This window comes from Chryseobacterium fluminis (assembly GCF_026314945.1).
In the GTDB taxonomy this organism is placed as follows: Bacteria; Bacteroidota; Bacteroidia; order Flavobacteriales; family Weeksellaceae; genus Chryseobacterium; species Chryseobacterium fluminis.
The window spans coordinates 3,183,597-3,203,765 of sequence record NZ_CP111121.1 but is presented as its reverse complement, the minus strand read 5'-3'; the positions used below and the strand labels follow the sequence as shown (position 1 = coordinate 3,203,765).

General features: G+C 38.3%; 18 protein-coding genes. 3 read left to right on the top strand and 15 right to left on the bottom strand.

Annotation, left to right across the window (positions count from 1 at the left end; translation table 11 throughout):
- Positions 1-17: 17 nt before the first annotated feature.
- The 10 genes from ODZ84_RS14720 to ODZ84_RS14675 form a co-directional block, all read right to left on the bottom strand.
- Positions 18-1,088 (bottom strand): calcium:proton antiporter, encoded by a 1,071-nt coding sequence (locus ODZ84_RS14720; protein ID WP_266173139.1) that lies wholly within the window; start codon positions 1,086-1,088, stop codon positions 18-20.
- A gap of 66 nt (positions 1,089-1,154) precedes the next feature.
- Entirely contained in the window at positions 1,155-1,493 is a 339-nt protein-coding gene (locus ODZ84_RS14715; RefSeq protein ID WP_266173137.1) for a DUF6122 family protein, read from the bottom strand.
- 6 nt (positions 1,494-1,499) lie between these two features.
- Positions 1,500-2,735 carry a hypothetical protein gene (locus ODZ84_RS14710; protein WP_266173135.1) on the bottom strand — a complete coding sequence of 412 codons (1,236 nt, stop codon included), beginning with the start codon at positions 2,733-2,735 and terminating at the stop codon, positions 1,500-1,502.
- Positions 2,736-4,772 carry a hypothetical protein gene (locus tag ODZ84_RS14705; protein WP_266173134.1) on the bottom strand — a complete coding sequence of 679 codons (2,037 nt, stop codon included), beginning with the start codon at positions 4,770-4,772 and terminating at the stop codon, positions 2,736-2,738.
- 15 nt (positions 4,773-4,787) lie between these two features.
- Positions 4,788-5,456, bottom strand: a complete 669-nt coding sequence (locus ODZ84_RS14700) for a hypothetical protein (RefSeq protein ID WP_266173133.1) — start codon at positions 5,454-5,456, stop codon at positions 4,788-4,790.
- Positions 5,457-5,493: 37 nt separating this feature from the next.
- Positions 5,494-6,210, bottom strand: a complete 717-nt coding sequence (locus tag ODZ84_RS14695; RefSeq protein ID WP_266173132.1) for a DNA alkylation repair protein — start codon at positions 6,208-6,210, stop codon at positions 5,494-5,496.
- Between the two features lie 91 nt (positions 6,211-6,301).
- Positions 6,302-7,588 carry a cation:proton antiporter gene (locus ODZ84_RS14690; protein WP_266173131.1) on the bottom strand — a complete coding sequence of 429 codons (1,287 nt, stop codon included), beginning with the start codon at positions 7,586-7,588 and terminating at the stop codon, positions 6,302-6,304.
- Positions 7,589-7,611: 23 nt separating this feature from the next.
- Positions 7,612-8,241, bottom strand: coding sequence for a DUF4919 domain-containing protein (locus ODZ84_RS14685; protein ID WP_266173130.1), 630 nt, complete (start codon positions 8,239-8,241; stop codon positions 7,612-7,614).
- A complete protein-coding gene (hflX, locus tag ODZ84_RS14680; RefSeq protein WP_266173129.1) occupies positions 8,241-9,464 on the bottom strand; it encodes a GTPase HflX in 1,224 nt (407 codons plus the stop codon). Before hflX ends, ODZ84_RS14685 begins: the two co-directional genes overlap by 1 nt.
- Positions 9,465-9,818: 354 nt before the next feature.
- Positions 9,819-10,253 carry an META domain-containing protein gene (locus ODZ84_RS14675; protein ID WP_266173127.1) on the bottom strand — a complete coding sequence of 145 codons (435 nt, stop codon included), beginning with the start codon at positions 10,251-10,253 and terminating at the stop codon, positions 9,819-9,821.
- Between the two features lie 86 nt (positions 10,254-10,339).
- Between ODZ84_RS14675 and ODZ84_RS14670 the strand changes: the two genes are divergently transcribed.
- The 3 genes from ODZ84_RS14670 to ODZ84_RS14660 all read left to right on the top strand — a co-directional run bounded on the left by ODZ84_RS14670 (position 10,340) and on the right by ODZ84_RS14660 (position 14,898).
- The gene (locus tag ODZ84_RS14670) at positions 10,340-12,532 is read left to right on the top strand and encodes a S46 family peptidase (RefSeq protein ID WP_266173126.1); all 2,193 of its coding nucleotides are present in this window, start codon (positions 10,340-10,342) and stop codon (positions 12,530-12,532) included.
- 166 nt (positions 12,533-12,698) lie between these two features.
- Complete coding sequence (locus ODZ84_RS14665) at positions 12,699-13,931, top strand: spondin domain-containing protein (protein ID WP_266173125.1); 1,233 nt, start codon at positions 12,699-12,701, stop codon at positions 13,929-13,931.
- Between the two features lie 127 nt (positions 13,932-14,058).
- Positions 14,059-14,898: a hypothetical protein gene (locus ODZ84_RS14660; RefSeq protein WP_266173123.1), complete on the top strand. Its 840-nt coding sequence runs from the start codon at positions 14,059-14,061 to the stop codon at positions 14,896-14,898.
- 10 nt (positions 14,899-14,908) lie between these two features.
- Here ODZ84_RS14660 and ODZ84_RS14655 read toward each other — a convergent pair whose 3' ends face one another.
- The 5 genes from ODZ84_RS14655 to ODZ84_RS14635 form a co-directional block, all read right to left on the bottom strand.
- Complete coding sequence (locus ODZ84_RS14655) at positions 14,909-15,214, bottom strand: hypothetical protein (protein WP_266173121.1); 306 nt, start codon at positions 15,212-15,214, stop codon at positions 14,909-14,911.
- Positions 15,215-15,374: 160 nt separating this feature from the next.
- A complete protein-coding gene (locus ODZ84_RS14650) occupies positions 15,375-16,910 on the bottom strand; it encodes a YifB family Mg chelatase-like AAA ATPase (protein WP_266173120.1) in 1,536 nt (511 codons plus the stop codon).
- 192 nt (positions 16,911-17,102) lie between these two features.
- A complete protein-coding gene (locus ODZ84_RS14645) occupies positions 17,103-18,065 on the bottom strand; it encodes a T9SS type A sorting domain-containing protein (protein ID WP_266173119.1) in 963 nt (320 codons plus the stop codon).
- A 128-nt stretch (positions 18,066-18,193) separates the two neighbouring features.
- Positions 18,194-19,570, bottom strand: a complete 1,377-nt coding sequence (locus ODZ84_RS14640; protein WP_266173118.1) for an outer membrane beta-barrel protein — start codon at positions 19,568-19,570, stop codon at positions 18,194-18,196.
- On the bottom strand, positions 19,563-20,126 hold the full coding sequence (locus tag ODZ84_RS14635) for an RNA polymerase sigma factor (protein WP_266173117.1): 564 nt from the start codon (positions 20,124-20,126) through the stop codon (positions 19,563-19,565). The genes ODZ84_RS14640 and ODZ84_RS14635 overlap by 8 nt, the downstream gene beginning before the upstream one ends.
- Between the last annotated feature and the right edge of the window lie 43 nt (positions 20,127-20,169).

Below are 20,169 nucleotides of genomic sequence, written 5' to 3'. Positions count from 1 at the left end.
TATTGGAAAGCCCATTATTACGGGACAATTACCGTAAATATATAAGCCGCCAGGTTAACCAGTAATACTGTTCCGTAAAGAACATTCGTTTTTCCTCTGCTTAACGACAGCATTACGATAAATACAGATAAAGAAAGGAGAATGATATCTTTTTTATCCAACCCTAAGACGAGTGGAATATCATAGAGAATACAAACTACGGAAACTGCCGGAATACTAAGACCTATACTGGCCAGAGCGGAGCCTAAAGCCAGATTTAAACTGGACTGGATCTGATTGCTTCTGGCAGCTCTTATCGCCGCCAACCCTTCCGGAAGCAACACAACCGCAGCAATAATGACTCCGACCAGAGATTTGGGTGCTCCCAGGCTTCTTACCATATCTTCAATGGTCGCAGATAGACCTTTTGCCATCATAACGACAATGGCCAGGCAAACGACCAGAAAAACAAAGCTCACGATCGTTTTCATCACTGAAGGGATATAATGTTCTTCAGGATGTTCATCAGGAATGATGAAGTAACTTCTGTGACGTACCGTCTGTACCATCAGAAATATACCGTAAATTACCAGACAGGCAACAGAGACGAATATCAGCTGTGCCTGGTTATAAAACGGACCGTTAACACTTGATGTAAAATTGGGGAGAACCAATGTAAGTACCAAAATAGAAATAATACTTACAAGATAAGTGGTCGCAGAGGTCCTGGCAAAAAACTGCTCATAGTATTTAACACCTCCCACTAAAATACAGATTCCCAAAATACCATTAAGAATAAGCATAACAGCAGCAAAAACAGTATCTCTGGCCAGCGTGATCGCCTGATCTCCGCCGGCTACCATCAGTGAGATGATCAATGCCACTTCGATAATGGTGATACAGAGCGCCAGAATAATCGTTCCGAAAGGCTCTCCTACTTTATGAGCCACCACCTCCGCATGGTGTACTGCCGATAAAACACTCCCGGTGAGTAAAATTCCGGCGATCATATCATAAACCACTCCACCACCCATCAAACCGGAAAAGTAATAAACCACCGCTAAAACAGGAAAAATATACGTGTAATGCAAAAATTCTTTTAATCTCATAAAGCGTTTACAAAATACAAAAAATCTATTGTTTTCGCAATTCTAAAAGAAAATATTAATAGCTTTTTAATGATTCCATAAATAAAAATCCTGAAAATCAGTTAACATATGAAATAACAATCCAATGCCCACAATTCTGATATTTCCTCTAAAAAAGAGCATCAAAAAATACACCGCAATGGCATAATAGGAATGCAGAAAATGAAAGCCGATGCTTGCCCGGTCGGGGTCAAAAACAGGATCTGCAAACAGATGATCCAGGTCAACGAGCATCGTAGCCAATAATAGGAGATATACTCTTTTCCAGTTATCACGATAAAAAGTGAAAGCGATACCCAATGGAAAAATAAAATGCAGAAAGTAATGGGTACACGTTTTAAGCAAGGCAAGATCTGAAGAATTCATTGTATTTTACCACCTTAAAATTAAAGGCAATTTATCTTTTTTAAATTTTAACTGTAGATAATAGTCCTGATCGCGGTTTGTATAGAAAAGGTAATCCAGGGTAAGCAGTATTTTTCTTTCACGGGAATTTAAAGTTTTAAGAGAAGAGACCATGAGCTTATTATTTCTTATTATCACATAGTTTTCATTCAGCTTCTGCGCAGCCTGCATTTTTTTACGGGTAGATTTTATCTCAAAACCACCACTGGTCTTCTGAATAATATTCGGCTGAAACGGAATCGCGGTAAATTGATTTTGTACATTGATCCATTTTTTGTTTCGGAAATACTCTTCTGTTTTCGGTGAATCTGAACTTTGAAGACCGATGATATAATTGGGCTGAATAATTTTTTGAATTGTCTTTTTTTCGACCTCATTAAAATCGTCATCATAGCCATAAGTGACCATAGTATCGCTTACCTGTTCAAGATCAGCTACTGCTTTAAGATGATTTATTTTAGACGAATCCAGAGATTTCCGATTAAAAATAAAATCAAGATTATTGATGTTTTGAGCATTCAATTCGGCTTCGAAAAAAGATTTTGTGTTTAATAATTTGGAAATAAGAGAAGTCGGCGGATTAAAATATATGTTATTTTTAATTTCGATGTCATCGTCATTTACGGTGACGGAAAGGTTCTGACTGCCTTTTTCAGACTGAATCAGAATACTGCCGATACCATGTGTAATAAGTTCATCTGCATCCAAAATATTAATCTTAGAGGATGGAAGAAGCCGGCAGTCTATACTTTTAAAATCCCGGTCAGAAGTTCCCAGAATAAAATTATCTCTTTCTATTTTGACAAAAATCTGATCTTTCCTGAAAACATTATTTCCTCGGTCCGTAAACTTTTCCTGCTTTAAAAAAGTGATGAGCTTTTGCTTATCCTTTATTTCAAAAATGCTGTACCAATCGGAGAATCCGGAATTCCTCAGATGAAAGATCTGTAAAAAATCGGGAATTTTCACTCCCGATTCTTCTATAGAAACTGTTTTTTTGCTTTTATTTTTACTTCCGAACCATTCCGAAGGATGGCTAAGAAGGCTGGAAATATATTGTCTTTTGATTTTTTTCACATCCAGTAAAATGACGACATCTGCCTGGGCAGGCACGACTGTAAATGTTTGTTTATGGTGATAAAACATTAGATACAACGTTACTGCGATAAGAAAAACCGCGAGGGCAATTAATTTCTTTTTCATTTATAATATGGGTGCCTTTTTTTCGGATTCGTTGATTTTATAAATTTCATCAAACAGATCAAAGAAATACATCAGGCTGTTTTCAGAAGACGTTTTAATATGATAATCTATTTCCGTTTCGACCTTACTGCCTTTCACTTCCGACTTAAAATACATTTCACCTACATTTTTCTTTACAAAATCAAGCGTCTTTCTTTCGGAAGGGCTCTTGAATTCCTTTTCCATTCCTATTAAAAGCCTCTTAACATCAAATCTGCCGGATGCAGCATATCTTGAGGCATCTTTTGTCCATTTTTTAGAAACTTCGGACTGGGCTTTAGGTATAATATTTTCCGATGAGGTGGTAATGTAGACGATTCCGTCTTTTACCTTAAATAGCAGCTGGTCAAAATAACCGTCATTTTTTTCTTCCCTGAATGAATAAAAATCTCCTTTTTTAATAAATTTTTTCGCTGTCTTTTTGTTGGTGGTCAGCAAATTAAAAATACGCGTCCAATAGCCTTCATTTTCTGTAGCAAAAGCAAAAGTGAAATCAGGCATTGCTACTTCTTTCGTTTTTTTCACCTCCTTTTCGTTATACTCATCATCGTAATCATAATCTGTGTATTCCACTGTTTTTGTCTTGAGTTCGTTTAATACAAAAATTCCGTTACCCGGTGCTATTTTAGCGATGGCCTCCTCATCAAGAACAATTTTCATAGTCTCCATCATCAGCTCCATTTCCTTCTGGTAGTCTCCTTCTCCCGAATTTTTCAACAGGCTGTACATCAGATCAAAATATTTACTCCCGTCTACATTTAAGGAATAGTATCCGATGCTTTTATCGTTTATAAGATTTGTAAGATTTCTGTTTTTCTTTCCCTTATACAGTGAGGAAATATTTTTCTGTACTTCATCATCTTTGTGCTGGTAGCTGTTCACCAGCTTTACTTTATCCTGATCAAAGTACAGGTTATAAGAAGAATTGGAATTGTATGCTTTCTCAAAAATACTCCCGAACTCATAATTTTTCATCATCTTTCCGTAGATCCCGTCATTCACAATTCTGCCATAATCGGTATATACGAAAACATCAGAATGAGCATCTCTGAAACCCAGAATGTCTTTTGATATTTCCAGCTCCAGATTTGAATTAAAATACTCATCAAAAGAATCTTCTGCCAGCTTTTTCACAATCTTGAATGTCTCTATTTTCAGAGAATCCATTTCTTTCCGGAATACGGCATCTTCCTCTGTTTCTCCTTCCATATTTTCGTCCTCTAAAGGCGGCAGAATTTCATTATCTTTTTCAGAATAATTCTTATCCGTAGAGTCTTTTTTTTCTTTAGGGTACTCATGATGCTTTTCAAGATACTTAATGTCTTTCTGCATTCTGGCAATCTCAGCATTGTTATCTTTTATACTCTCTTTCAGATATTTTATATCATCTTTGAGATACTGTATTTCATCTTTATAATTGAACGGCTTTTCCGGCTCTTCGGCATACGCACTGTCTACAACAGCTGCAGCACTGTCTACTGCAACAGCCATGCTGTCTATATCGTCATCTGTCCAGGTATCTTTGTAGGGTTTGCTGTAGCTGATCATTTTAAGAACGGCCCGGTTGTCATTCCAGGCCACAAAAATATCATCATCGATGTCGACGTAAGAATAATTTTTCTTCTTTGTCACTTCCAGACCCTTTTTCTTGGTAGAGTTTATAAACTCCAAAAATTTGTCCTTATTATCTAAGATAAAGTGTGCGGTATACACTTTTACCGAGTCATTAAATCCTGCATAATGATATTGTGTCGCATCATATTTAATTCCTGTTTTGGAATAATCTGTCCATGAGGGCTTTTCTTTACTCTTTTTAGTAACTTCCTGTAAAAAAGGATTGAATTTTTGCCAGTTGATTTTCTTATTAAGCTGTTTCCCGTTGATTTCCATATAGAATACTGCATCCTGGGGCAGCTTCATGTTTTGCTGTGCGAAAACTAGGGCAAAACCATACAGGAGGAATATAATGGTCTGTGTTTTTTGTAGAATTAATTTCATGGCTTATAATTAGAATTATTGGAAAAGGATATTATTTTGAATTTGCTTTTTCTGAAGGATAAAATCCAGGAGGTTGGCTTCTATTTTTACGGCTTTCCTGTTTGGCGAAAGCATATAAGAGGTGTTAGACTGCGATTTTATTGTATTTTCAAATTGCATGACAGAAGTATATCGGGCATCATTAAAGATCTCTTTATCAGCCTTACTCATTTTATCGTAATCACTTTTAAACGTATTCACTTTGTTTTTGGAAAACAGCTTTTTGCCGGGATTATGACTGTAGATTTGCGTCGGAACCATTTTACCGATTAAATTCCGGGCTTTCAGCTGCTCCAGACCGGCATTGATATTTTCAATTTTTTTGAAATTACAACTTAGTTTAATAATATAATTATCAAAATCCAAAGAAGTTTTTACATTACTGATTCCGGGAGTTGCCCTGAATATTTTTGCGGCTTCATTAACTTTATTTTCAATTTCAGCTTTTTTAGGAACTTTCTTTCCGTTAATGGTTTCCATTTTGGAGATAGAAGCGAGTCTGGTTTTGCTTTTACTGGCATTCAGGATAATGGTATACTCACCGCTACCGTCCGCTTTAACACTGACTTTATCTAATAAGTCGAAACAGCTTGTAAGCAAAAGTAAGGGAAGAAGAAGCATCAACTTCTTGAGAAAAATTTTCATGATTCAGGTTTAAAAAACAAAAATACAATCTTATTTTCTAAATTCTGCCTTTTAAATAGTCCTGTCGTACATCTTCGTCCAGTTTTTCAATGGCATATCGTAAACAGGTTCGGGGCATCTCCTTATAATGCCGGTTGAGATAATCGATCAAATCATTTTCACTCTTCTGGCCCATTTCCCTTAAAAGCCAGCCATTGGCTTTATGCATGAGATCATGAGAATGCTTTAAATTAGCCGTAACCAGCTCTTTCGTCAGGTCAAATGATCCTTTTTTTACATAATACATGGTTCCTACCACGGCGATTCTTTTACGCCACATCACTTCTGAGTCTGAAAGATTTCTCAGAAGCTCTTCCTTGTGATTCTCAAAAGCATACCTTCCTAAAAGCTTGTAACAGCTGGAATCTACCAGATCCCAATTATTTACATAAGGTAAATGATTAAGGTAAAATGTAATAATTTCATCCTTAACGGCCTGATCTTTTGTTTTTTCAAATTTTGAAATCAATATAAAAAGTGCTGTCAGACGATGCTCATGATATTGTGATGAAAGCAGTTCAGTCAATTCTTCTAATGAAATTTTAGCATAATATTCTTTTGCTACGGATCTCTGATCCGGAACCTTAACGCCTAAAAACAAATCTCCTTCACCGTATTCTCCTTTTCCGGTTTTGAAAAACTTTGGAAAAAATGCTGTTTTTTCCGGAGTGGATAAAGCGGCTAATGCTTCCGTGATCTCTTTAATACTGTTCATCTTACTATTATTTGTCTACTGCTAAGTTTACAATAATATTTTAGGGTATAAAAAAGAGCAAACCATTACAGCATGCTCCAGTTTTTTTAAATTATGATCCATGTTGCTCTTCCAGAACAATATTTTCCAGTTCCTCTTCCTCTTTTGCAATTTTTTTAGGATTGGCCACTTTAGCAATCGTAAGTCCCTGAACAATGATGGAAAACACCACCACACAATAGGTGATACTCAAAATAATTTCACTGTATTCACTCTTAGGAATAGACATCGCCAGAGCAATAGACACTCCTCCCCTGATTCCTCCCCAAACCAGAACTTTTACCGTTTGCGGACTGAAGGTTTTCCTCATAAACTTGGTCGGCCCCCAGATGGAAATCACTCTCGCCAGTAAAACAATAACGATAGCCACCAATCCCGGAACAATAAAATGTCTTAAATCTTTAATCATTAAAAGTTCAAAACCGATGAATAAGAATAAAACAGCATTCAGGATTTCATCAATTAATTCCCAGAATTTGATCAGATAATCCTGAGTGATGGATTTCATTTTAAACTTAACATTAAAATTACCCATAAACAGACCTGCCGCCACCATGGTCAAAGGTCCCGAAATATGCATCTGCCTGGCAATCAAATAACCACCCATAACCACTGAAAGAGTTACTAAAACAGAAATGATATAGTCATCTACCTCACGCATTAATCTGGAAGTGATCCAGCCCAGGACGACCCCAAGTAATATTCCGCCTCCGGCTTCTTTTAATAATAATATCCCGATACTCTCAACTCCCAAATCTACTTCTTTCCCAATCGCCAGTTGTAATACTACAGAAAAAACAACCACCGCCATACCGTCGTTGAAAAGAGACTCGCCTGCCACTTTGGTTTCCAGAGATTTAGAAACGTTTGCCTGTTTCAGAATACTTAAAACCGCCACAGGATCAGTCGGGGAAATCAAAGCTCCAAAAAGAAGACAATAAATAAAGGGCAGATTAATCCCTAAATACGGAAGCGTATAAAACATCCCAAAACCAACGACAAAAGTCGAAATCACAACCCCCACCGTGGAAAATATCACGACAGGTCTCAGCTGTTCTTTAAGATCGTTAATATTGATATGAATTCCTCCGGCAAAGAGCAGGAAGTTTAACATGGCGCCCATCAGGACCTCTGTAAAATCGATGCTGCTCATCAGATTATGAAGGTGTCCAAAAGTTCTGGGTAAAATAGTCTCTCCGAAAGAAACCAGAAATATAGAAACTACAATGGCAATGACCATGATTCCGATCGTACTCGGAAGTTTAAGAAATCTGTAATTAAGATATGCGAATATTGATGCTAATACGATTAAAGCTGAAAATGAATAATATAACTCCACTAAGCTGTTTTTTATAATTTGGTTTATAGATTTAAATATAATACTTTGATGTAAATTTTGTTGCCGCCTTTTTCCCAGATATCATACATCCCGTCTTTTGCCGCTTTTGAACCTCGGGTATAGTCCTGACCGATATTAAGAATATTCAGCAGAATGTATTCATCCCCCACGGAATTGACAAGATAAGCTGTCTTTTCTGATTTTCCGTCACCTGAAGATTTTATCGCATCGGTAAGCGTTCGAAACTGGCCGATGTGGTGCATAAAATGATCCCCGTCTTTTTTATTGTCGTAGGCACGAAGCAAAATCAGGAGAATATCCAGATTGGTAGGATCTTTTTCGTACAGAATTTTTCCCTGCTTTATACATTCTTCAAAATTATTGTTCTTGAAAGCTTCTGCAAGCATTTTAAAGTCTGCATCATCAGTGCTGACGGTATTACTTTTAAAATTCCTGCCGTAATACAGATACTGTGCTTCTATGCTGTCCAGTGATTTTGGATATCCCTTGTATTTGAAAATGAGCTTTTCGTAGTTGTAAGGAGATTTAGAATCGGTAAGACTTTTCTCAATTTCCCTGAAATCAATTTTTGATTTCTGAGCAAAACCAAAAATTGAAATCAAGAACACGAATAGGAAAAGGTAATATTTCATTATCCGTTATTTTCTTCCTCGTCGTTATCGAAATATTCGAAAAGGAAATCGTTATAAGGAAACCTCGAAATATGAATTTTCATGACCTCATCATAGATCATTTTCTTCATTTCCGGGAAGTTCTCCTTGGTAAGAGCTGAGATAAAAACGGTCGGATATTTTGATTTGCCCATCCATGTTTTTTTCCATTCCTCCAGAGAGATATTCTTTCTTGTAGACGGTGTAAGATCATCATCGTCTTTTTTCTCATAGCTGAAATCGTCGATTTTATTAAAAACCATGACCATCGGTTTCTGATGTGCATTAATTTCCATTAAAATCTGGTTGACAGAATCAATATGATCTTCAAAACTCTCGTGGGAAATGTCTACCACATGAATCAGTAAGTCGGCTTCACGTACCTCATCCAGTGTAGATTTAAATGATTCTACCAGCTGAGTCGGTAATTTTCTTATAAATCCTACGGTATCGGTTAATAGAAACGGTAAATTACCGATTACCACTTTTCTTACAGTCGTATCAAGGGTTGCAAACAACTTATTTTCAGCAAAAACCTCCGATTTTGAAAGTGAGTTCATTAATGTGGATTTTCCAACATTGGTATACCCTACCAAGGCTGCACGCACCACTTTTCCACGGTTGTTCCGCTGCGTGGCCATTTGTTTGTCAATGGTCTTCAGTTTATCTTTCAATAAGGATATTCTGTCGCGGATGATACGTCTGTCGGTCTCAATTTCTGTTTCTCCGGGCCCTCTCATCCCGATTCCCCCTTTCTGACGCTCCAGGTGGGTCCACATTCTGGTCAGTCGGGGCAACAGGTATTGGTATTGAGCCAGCTCTACCTGCGTTCTGGCGTAAGAGGTCTGAGCTCTCTGAGCAAAAATATCAAGAATAAGATTGGTCCTGTCAAGGATTTTAACTTCGATTTCCCTCTCCAGGTTTTTGAGCTGTGAAGGAGACAATTCGTCATCAAAAATAATGGTTCCTATTTCGTTTTCCTTAGCATATTCTTTTATTTCCTGAGCCTTTCCGCTTCCGATAAATGTTTTAGAATCAGGCTGCGTTAACTTTTGAGTAAAACGTCTGTCTACTGAAGCACCGGCCGTATACGCCAGAAACTCCAGCTCATCCATGTATTCCTGAAGCTTGTCCTCATCCTGATGCTGGGTAACAACACCTACCAAAACTGCCTTTTCGTAATTATGTTCTTTCTTTTCTAGCATTAAGTTCTATCTATATTTGTGAGATTTACAAGTTACCATTTTTCGGTAAAAAATGCAAAACAATCTTTACGCCAATTATCACCAGATATTAATTTTAATCATCAGATTGCTGACTCATAGGTTTAAATAACGTTATAATGAGAATTTTTAAATTTTAAATTCTATAAAAGCATTGAAGCCTTAAATGCCGCACACAAAATAATTCACGAAATATAAAGTAACACAATGCAGGACTTTCCGGGTATAGTCATGTACAGGAAATATGAAATAGTTGTAGAACTGATATCAATCCGGGTTTTCAATCAAGAATGAAGTCCGCTGATACAGCAGACTTATTCCTGATATTCAGTTAAATTAATCCCAATCTGAAGCTACAAATTTCATTTGATGTCCGTCGTCGTCAGAGATTGTCAAAAAATGACCGTCCACCGAATATCTGATCATTTTTTCGAATGTTGCAGCAAAATTTGTTTCCAGGTCCATATTCCGGCAAGCCATCATGGTACTTCCAAGCCCGGATATCTTTACTTTTCCGTTGTTTTTAAATTCGGAAGTAAAAAACATTGTATTACAGCCCATGAAAGCACTTCCTTTGACCTTTTTTCCTTCTATGGGAGCTGTTAAGTTAATCCGTGCTTTATTTTTAATGAACTGATCTTTGGTAAATCCCTCAAAAGAGACCAACATCCATTCTCTCTGAATGGGTGTATTATCGGTCTTTACAGATGTGCAGTTTGTAAGAATATTCAGGCACAAAACAATAAAAACTGAAACTATTATCTTATCCATAGAGACTCCGATTCCATTTTCATACCACTCCCAGGCAGAATACCGTAAAAATTAGTAAATTAGCGACACAAAAATTATTTTATAAAATGAAAAGACTATTTCTACTATTCACTTTTCTGTTGGGCTTTGCTCAGATGAGGGCGGATGAGGGTATGTGGCTGTTGATGCTCATCAAAAGGCTAAACGGTGTCGATATGCAAAAACAAGGCTTGCATCTGACTCCGGAAGAGATTTATTCGGTGAACAATTCGAGCATGAAGGACGCGATCGTGAGTTTCGGTGGCTTCTGTACCGGCGAGATTGTTTCTAATCAGGGACTTATTTTCACAAACCACCATTGTGGTTACGGTGCTGTTGCAGCAGCTTCTACTCCGGAAAAAGACTATCTGAAGAACGGGTTCTGGGCCATGAAGCAGAAAGATGAGTTCAATGCGAAAGATCTTTATGTAAGATTTTTGGTAAGAATGGATGATGCCACGCAGAGAATCAATTCTAAACTGAATAACAGCATGACTCCTGAACAGAGAAAAGCGGTGATTGACGCCGAAACCAAGGCCATTCAGTCTGAAAATTCTGAAAACGGCAAATATACGGTTGTCGTAAGAGATTTCTTTAACGGAAATGAATTTTATTATTTTGTATATCAGGACTATAAAGATATCAGACTGGTAGGTGCTCCCCCTTCATCATTAGGTAAATTCGGTGGTGATACAGATAACTGGGAATGGCCGAGACATACTGCCGACTTTACGGTTTTCAGAGTCTATGCTGATGCGGCGGGAAATCCGGCAGAATTTGCACCAGGCAATGTTCCATTGAAACCTAAGCATTTCTTACCGGTTTCTCTAAAGGGAATCAAACCAGGTGACTTTTCAATGATTTTAGGATACCCGGGGAGAACGAACCGTTATTTAACTTCTTACGGTATCCAGCAAATGGTGAACAAAGATTATCCGGCTTGGGTAGAATCTTCTAAACTTGCCATGGATATTATGAAGAAGTATATGGACAAGGATAAAGCTACGCAGCTTAACTATGCTTCCCAATATGCTTCTGTAGCGAACTACTGGAAAAACAGACAGGGAACGATAGATGCTGTTGAAAAAAACGGTACGATTACTGATAAACAGAAAATCGAAGATGTTTACAGAAAATGGTCTGTACAGCCAGGAAATTCTGAATATGACGGAGTTCTGGAAGATATCGAAGCCTATTACAAGCAGGTTTCCGACAGAAATGTTGAAAGAAACTATGCCTCTCAGTTCTCAAGAAATGCCAAATATATCAGCCTTGCGATTCAGCTAGGTTCTGTATTAAAGGCGTATGTAGCTCAGGATATGCAGGGAAGACTGGCGATGAAGCCAAAAGTAGACGCTGCTATTAAAGCGGCTTACGAAAACTTTAACCCCCAGCTGGAAGGCGAGATGTTAAGCGGAATGGCTAAACTTTATAAGCAAAGAGTAAATCAGAATGTTGCTTCTGCTGCAATCTCAGGAATTGATCCGGGTACTGTTTCCAATGTTGCCTATTCTTCAATTTTTGCAAATAAAACATCTGCAACCAACTTTACTCTTAATCCTGATGCCTTGAAATTAGATGCAGACCCATTGTGGAAACTTGCGAACAGTATCGTAGCTGACCAGAAAATGAGTACGGAAAGATTCTCAAAGGTAGATGATAACTTTGCTAAAAACAACCGTCTTTTCTTAGCCGGACTGATGAAAGCCATGCCTGAGAAGAAATTCTATCCGGATGCTAACTCTACCATGAGATTAACTTACGGAACGGTAGACAAACTACCTGTTAGAGAAGACAGAAATTATTTCGGTGTTACCGATAACTATTATACGGATATGACCGGTCTTGTAGGTAAATATAAAAAAGGGGACGAAGAATTCGACCTTCCCCAGAGAGTGATCGATCTTTACAATATGAAAGATTTCGGTCAGTATGCTGATGCAAAAGGGTATATGCCTGTCAACTTCTTATCCAACAATGATATTACAGGAGGTAATTCAGGATCTCCGGTAATTGATGGTGACGGTAACCTTATCGGTATTGCATTCGACGGAAACAGTGAAGCACTAAGCGGTGACATCGTTTTTGAACCGGAATGGCAAAAAACCATCAACGTAGACGTTCGTTTTGTTCTTTGGACCATCGACAAATATGCCGGAGCAAGAAGACTGATCGACGAACTGCAATTGGTAAGAGATGAAAATACGCCTGCCGATACGAAAACAAAAGCTCCTAAAGCTGCACCTAAAAAGAAAAAATAATATCTTTTGATATATTTCAAGAACCGCGAAAGTTTTCTTTCGCGGTTTTTTTATTTCCATTGAGAAACCATCCACTAAGCCGATTTATAGAAAAAGACTTTTTTGTCAGGATTTTACGATGTTGCGACTAAGGTTAAAAGACAATTTATAACAATAAAAAATTATTATGAAAAAACACATCTTTAGAATCACTCTAGCAGCAACAGGAATCATGGCTTTCTTTACCCTTGCCTCTTGTGATAGCAATGATACTGTAGACACGCCTTCACAGAAAACCATTACCTTTGAAAATGTCGTAACTCCTAAAGATTTTGTACAAAGCGGAGAAATCCCGGGAGTGACTTTTTTTGCTCCTGCGGGAGGTAAAGTCATCCTTCCCGGTGAATCTCAGACAATAACATTCAGCGCAGGAAAAGCTCAGGCACTCATGTTTGCGACCATGTACGGCGCTTCAAAAGATTGGTTTTTTGCTTCCAAACAACCGGGCATTAAATTATTCGACAGCAATGGAAATGCCATAACGGGAGACGTTTCTTCAGAAGTATTACTCTGGGACAATGGCAGTAAAAATGATATTACAGGACTGGCTGAAAGTAAGCCGATCACCCAGGTAATGAATATAAATGCTTCTCAACTGGTAAAACTAAACCTGGCTTATGATGATGTTTCTTCTAAATTTACCTTAACCATTACGAATACTTCAGGTGGTACTGCAAATCAAACTCCCCTTTCTCCCGGAGTCTGGGCTGTGTCCAATTACAACGGTTCACAGCTGATAAATTCAGCACCTTTTTTCACTCCCAATGCTTTATCGAATCCTGAAATAACTGCGATAGCACAGCAAGGAATGACCGATAAGATGATCGCAAAACTTAATGCCAATACGGGAATAATGACAGGACTTTCCCCTGCTTTGGTTGTTGTATACAGAGGTGATAAAAACCCTATTTATGAAACAGGAAAAACAGATGCAGGAAAAGGATTGAAAGAGATTGCACAATTTGGGAATGTAACGAAACTTCAAAACTACTTAAAGTCATTACCTGATGTAAAAGGGGTATATGTTGCCGGGAATGCACCCATTGCGCCTGGAAGTAAGGTGATGACCACATTCCAATCAGGTGCAGGAGATAAAATAGCTTATGTAACCATGTTTGGCTTCTCTAATGATTGGTTTTATGCAAATGAACAGGTAATATCTTCCGGTATGACAGGTGATGTCACGTCAAAGACAGCATTATTCGATTCAGGAACTGGTATTGATCAATATCCTGGCGCAGGAAATCATCAGGCTCTGTTTGGAGGGACCCCTCAAGCTGAAAATAACCCGATTAAAAAGGTAGGAAATCAATATCCCATTCCTTCGGTACAGCAGGTTGTGAAAGTAACAATTAATTAATTATTCTAAATATATTTTTAAAACCGTGAAAGTATTCCTTCACGGTTTTTCCTATTTTTGGAGACTTTAAATAAACTGTCAACCGGAAGATTTTTAAGTTCAGACAGAATTAAAAACGATTACTACCATGAAATGTATTTCTACCTTTATTTTGCTTCTGGTATACATGCAAGTATGCTCACAGCAGCCTGCCTTTTCTTCAAAAGTAAAAAATAAGGACCTTAAGGCCCAGATGATTATCCAGGAAAAAGTAACCCAAGAAATTCTTGATATATTCAATGCTGATCAGAACACTGAAAAATATATCGATGAATTAGCCGATAAAGAAGCCCGGCAATTCAGAAAAGAACAGAATCTTAAAGATAATCAACCCATAATGATCGCACGCCCCAGACTCTCTCATAAAGATTCAGTACAGTTAAAATTATACAATCGCGATGCTCTGCTGTATGAGAAATATAAAGAATATTGTAACGCTTATCGGTACATTGAAAAATTAAGCAAAGCCGACAACCAGATGAGAAAGGAATTTCACAGGCAGCATATTCAGCTGCTGGACAGCGCTTACAAAGGATTCTATGAAAACAAAAAGAGAACAAAGTCTGTATTTGAAAAACGGGCTCTTTATACAACCAACTGGAACGTTCCCATCCTTCTGTCCTGTGAAGGAAATGCAGATCCCGAAAAATGTTTCGGAACAAGTATCCGTACAGAAATCGAAAGAAAATATCAGGTGCCGGAATTTGTCTATTATGATGCTGTTCCGCATATAAAATCCAAAGTCTTATTCAGGATTAATAAAGAAGGGAAATATGAGGTATTGGAAATTGCAGAAACTACCAACACCTATTTTCTGGACATGTGTGCTCTGGAGATTGCAAAAAGTTTATTCGGCAACAAAAAAGTTGCGAAACCTCAGGAAGATGACTTTTATTCTAAGATTCCGCTTACTTTCAGTTTTGAATAATCGCCAAACATCATGACTCCGTTAGATCTGCTTCCAGATATTGCTCTACTCCACCGTTGGTTATGGCAATAATACCATCGTGGTGAGCAACAGAAGCGCCCAGGTCATTTTTTATCTCTTTAAAGTAACCTTTGGAGGTGTAACTTATATTCTTTTGCCATAAAAACTGCGCCGATAGTCCGGTGTTATTTTTAATCATTAAAGTTCCGAAATCATCCCCAGTACCAGCTGAATCAAGATTAACGACAATACTTTCATTGGCTGCAAAATTTTTACTTAGTAAACGCACGGACTCTTTTATATCTGTAGTATTCATTGATTTGTTTTTATTTTCTATTAAATACGTATTAGCTTTATCTTACAAACGTCAACATACACAGCGACAAAACTTGACGTATTATTTTTAAATAAAGAACTGATCCGGTAAATATTGAATCACCGACTGATCATTGAATTTCTTATTGGTCACTACAAGTTTATACATTCCAGAATTCACGGTCTAAGCTCCGGTACTGTATGGCTTCGGATACATGCTGCGGCAGGATATTTTCGGACTGCTCAAGATCCGCAATGGTACGGGATACCTTCAGGATCCTGTCATAGGCTCTGGCAGAAAGATTAAGTTTCTCCATCGCTAATTTGATGAGGTTAAATGAAGTGCTGTCCAACTGACAAAACTTTTCCAATTCCTTTGACCCTATTTGAGCATTGTAGCTGATTTTTAAATCTTTATAACGGTTGTTCTGGATTTCCCTGGCTATTAAAACACGTTTTCTGATCTCTTCACTTTTCTCACCCTTCCTTTTTTCTGCCAGCTGCTCAAATTCAACTTTCTGAACCTCAACGTGGATATCAATACGATCAAGCAGAGGCCCTGAAAGTTTATTCATATACCGCTGCATTTCAAAAACCGATGACGTATTATTGGGATCATCCGGAAAATATCCGCTTGGACTGGGATTCATAGAAGCCACCAGCATAAAACTTGACGGATAGTTTACCGTAAATTTAGCTCTCGAAATAGTCACTTCGCGATCTTCTAAGGGCTGCCGCATTACTTCAAGTACTGTTCTTTTAAACTCCGGCATTTCATCTAAAAACAAAACTCCGTTATGGGCTAATGAAATTTCTCCGGGCTGAGGATAGCTGCCGCCTCCCACCAGTGCTACATCCGATATCGTATGATGGGGTGCCCTGTAGGGACGCGTAGTCATGAGTGCTGTTTCAAGACCCATTTTTCCTGCTACAGAATGTATTTTTGTCGTTTCCAGTGCCTCTTTTAGCGTCAATGGAGGCAGGATGCTCGGAACTCTTTTGGCGAGCATTGTTTTTCCACTGCCGGGCGGACCTATTAATATAATATTATGGCCACCCGCCGCAGCGACTTCCATTGCTCTTTTAGCAGTTTCCTGCCCTTTAACTTCGGAAAAATCAAATGGAAAATCATTAATTTTCTCCTGAAATTCTTTACGGGTATCAATGACAAATTTCTCAAGAGGCTTTCCTTCGTTAAAAAAGTCGATTACTTCTTTAATATTTTCCACGCCATATACGTCTATATTATTGACTATAGCGGCTTCCCGTGTATTTTGTCTGGGAAGGATAATTCCTTTAAACCCTTCTTCCCTGGCCTGGATTGCAATAGGCAGGACCCCTTTTATCGGCTGAAGGGTTCCGTCTAAAGACAGCTCACCCATAATAATATAATCCTGGATATTTTCAGCCAGAATCTGATCCGAAGCTGCCAGGATTCCAATGGCAATACTCAGATCATAGGCAGCTCCTTCTTTCCGGAGATCGGCAGGCGCCATATTAATAGTGATCTTCTTCCCGGGGATTTTATACCCTACATTTTTAAGTGCTGCAGAAATCCTGTAACTGCTTTCCTTAATCGCATTATCTGCAAGACCTACAAGGTGATAGCCTATGCCTCCGGTATCTACATTAACTTCAATGGTAATCGTCTGGGCCGATACTCCAAATATGGCACTTCCGTAAATTTTAATCAGCATGATCGTGTTTTGGCGTAAAAATAATTAATATTTTTTTCTACAAAATGCTGATTTACAATGTATAATATTTCATAAAAAACTATTTTAAAAACATGAATTTTAAGAATTTTGTCACATAAAAAAGGCGCAAACTTCGTTTGCGCCGATCAGATAAAGATTGAAAAACTAAATAACTTAGGATCTATTTTCGTATTATTTCTTGATGAATTTATTTTTATACATTTTGCCACCAGAACTTTTGGAGACTATCATATAATTTCCGGGAACCAGCTGACTTACATCTATCGCTTTATCATATTGATGATCAGACTTTTGCATAATCAATTTTCCGGACATATCAATAATGGAAATCTGATAATTTTTATCCGATTCTTTGCCTACATACAGAAGCTGAGTCGTGGGATTCGGATAGAGTTTTAAATTGCCTTCTTTTGTTTGCGTTTCGCCGGTTCCCAAAGTACAGAACGGGAAGTTTCCGAAATTTAGCTGTACGAAACTGCCCATTCCCAGAAACTCGCACTGGTCAGGACAATATTCGGTACAGGCATAAAAGCCATAATATCCTGAGGTTGTCGCATCGTAAGAATCTCCTGTGGCCCCTCCGATGATGCAAGGATCTCCGGGAACCGGAGGAATATTGCCGGGTGTACATTTATACCAGGTATGAACGCCGTATACTGTGGGATAAATATTTTCAAACCTCACCGTAGCCCCTTCACACACATTGTAGGTATCAGCATCGGTCTGCTCATACGTCCCGGGAGCAAGCGTAGTCATCATGGCCGGAAGACCGTAGGCATAACCGTCTGCAAGAATTTCCGGACTTTCCGCATTACAGTCATTCTGGGTAACTGCCACTTTAAAATAATACAGCATGTCGTTTGTACCGTCAATCGTCAGATTCTGAGAAGTTGCTCCGGGAATGGCCACCCACGGATTATTATTCGGCGTCTGCCAGTCCCATTCCTGTTTGTACCACTGATAGGTGTCAAATGCCTGCGTGGTGGATAATGTCTCCGATTCGCTGTTACAAAAAACAACTTTATCAGGAAACATGGTTCCTAACCGTGGACTTGTAATCGCTGGATTACATTGTGCCTTTAAGGTAAAAAAGCCAGACAGCAGGGCCGTCAAAAAAATGAGTTTTGTTTTCATATGGTAATATTTAATGGTTGATTTAGCGACTGTTTTTACCTTTTCACCAGAAAATAAAAAATATGCTCCTGAAGCTCATACATACCCCATAAGCCTTACATATTCTTTTAATTCCGTTGATCATCCGGTTATTCGATCAATACTCTGATTCCGAATTTTATATTAAAGTTTAAAGGTTTTTCCTTATAAATGGTATTCAGCGTACTGTTATCTTTAAAATGGTAACCTACGCCGGGTTCTGCGTACAGCCCGATTTTATTCACAATTTTATACTGTACTCCAACCGCAGAGTTTACAGAAAGCTGAAAGGGTTTCTGGTCTGTTTTCCCGGTTGTATTATCTTTCACTTCTTCATTGACAACATATTGGGTCTTAAGGTTGGCAGCCACTGCTTTTTCAATCATCGCCCCGACTGTAACATACCCTGTTAACTTTCCTTTTTGGATTACGTTATAATTTACCTGTACCGGTATTCCGATATAATGGAGCGTCTGTTCACTTTTAATAAAATTTGCCTGGCTTCCTGAACGGACTTCTGAAGAAAGCTTGGTATAATTAACACCGGTACCGATTCCCCATTTTCCATTTTTTCCTAAGCTGTGATATACAGAAGCTCCCACCGTAAAAGGCATTTTATGAACAAACCTGGCATCTACATTCTGATCCTGATTGGCGACCAAAACGGCGACCAGAGGATTTACCTCGGTACCGGAACTCTGATAGATGTCATCCGCTTTTATCGGAGCACCGCTTATTGTAGCATAACCCGGAATTTGATCGGCAGAAGAAGCTGCATTTCCGGCGAGCATGCTTAACATCCATAATTTCCGGGATGCCTGCTTTTTTATTTTCGCCGGTCCTGGAATTTCATTTTTTATTCCATTATTGGAAATAAGTTCTGCAAAATCATCTTTCACATCAGAAATTTTATTCTCAATGACCTCATTCTGCTTTTGTGGAGTATCTTCATTTTCATCCAGTGAACTCATCTTTTCATTTTCAACTATCATTGATTGTATATCAATTTCTTTTTTATTTTCTATATGGAAGATTTTTTCAAAAATGTCTGTGCGATTATTTTGATATTTTACCACTTCCGGCATTTTGGCCTTCTCGGATAAACCAGATGTTGAATACTGCTCATCTGCTATTAAATCACCCTGATTTTCAATGGATTGAAATACATCTTTTTTATCTGCTTTTATCACACGTTCTGAAGAAGCATTTCCTGTAAAATAATCAGAGATGCGATTCCCCACCACAAAAAATAAAGCAATGGCAGCTGCTGCTCCAGCAGCACGGTATAAAGGTTTCAGTTTAAAAACAGCAGACTCTTCTTCCCCATTCGATTTAACCGTATTGTCTTCCGTAGCCGGAACAACCGCCTGAATTCCGTCTTCATCACGAAACAACTCATCTTCAATATCGTCCCACAACCCTTCCGGAACTTCCTCTGCATGATCTTCCATTTTCATGCGCAGATCATCTAACCAGTCATTATTCATAGTGCGCAGTTTTTAACATTTTATATTCTTTTATTTTCTGAGCAAGCATCGCTTTTGCCCTATGAAACTGTGATGCTGAAGAATTCTCTGCAATTCCCAAAAGCACTGCGATCTCTTTATGGCTCTTATTTTCGAAGACGTACAGGTTAAAAACAGTCCTGTACCCATCCGGCAGAGCCCTGATCATTTTCATAATTGCTGCCTGAGAAATTTCATTCAGGTCCGGTTCTTCTTCATCAGGAACATCAGGAATTTCGAAGTCTGTCACCATTTTAAAATCAGGATTTTGCCTGATGTGCTTCAAAGATTCATTAACAACAATACGGGTAATCCATGCTTTCAATGAGCCGCTACCCCTGTATTCGAATGATTCGATCGAACGGAACATTTTTATAAAACTGTTCTGCAGGACATCATGTACATCATCCTTACTGACGATATATCTGGAGCATACATAGGTAAGCGTTCCGGAATAAGCTCCAAAAAGCTCCTTCCAGGCAGACTCTTCTTTCGAAAGAAGCCGTTTCGCCAAATCCTGTTCTTTAGTTTCCTCCATACATTCTGCAAGACCACCTGATGATCAATCTTTAAAAATTGAT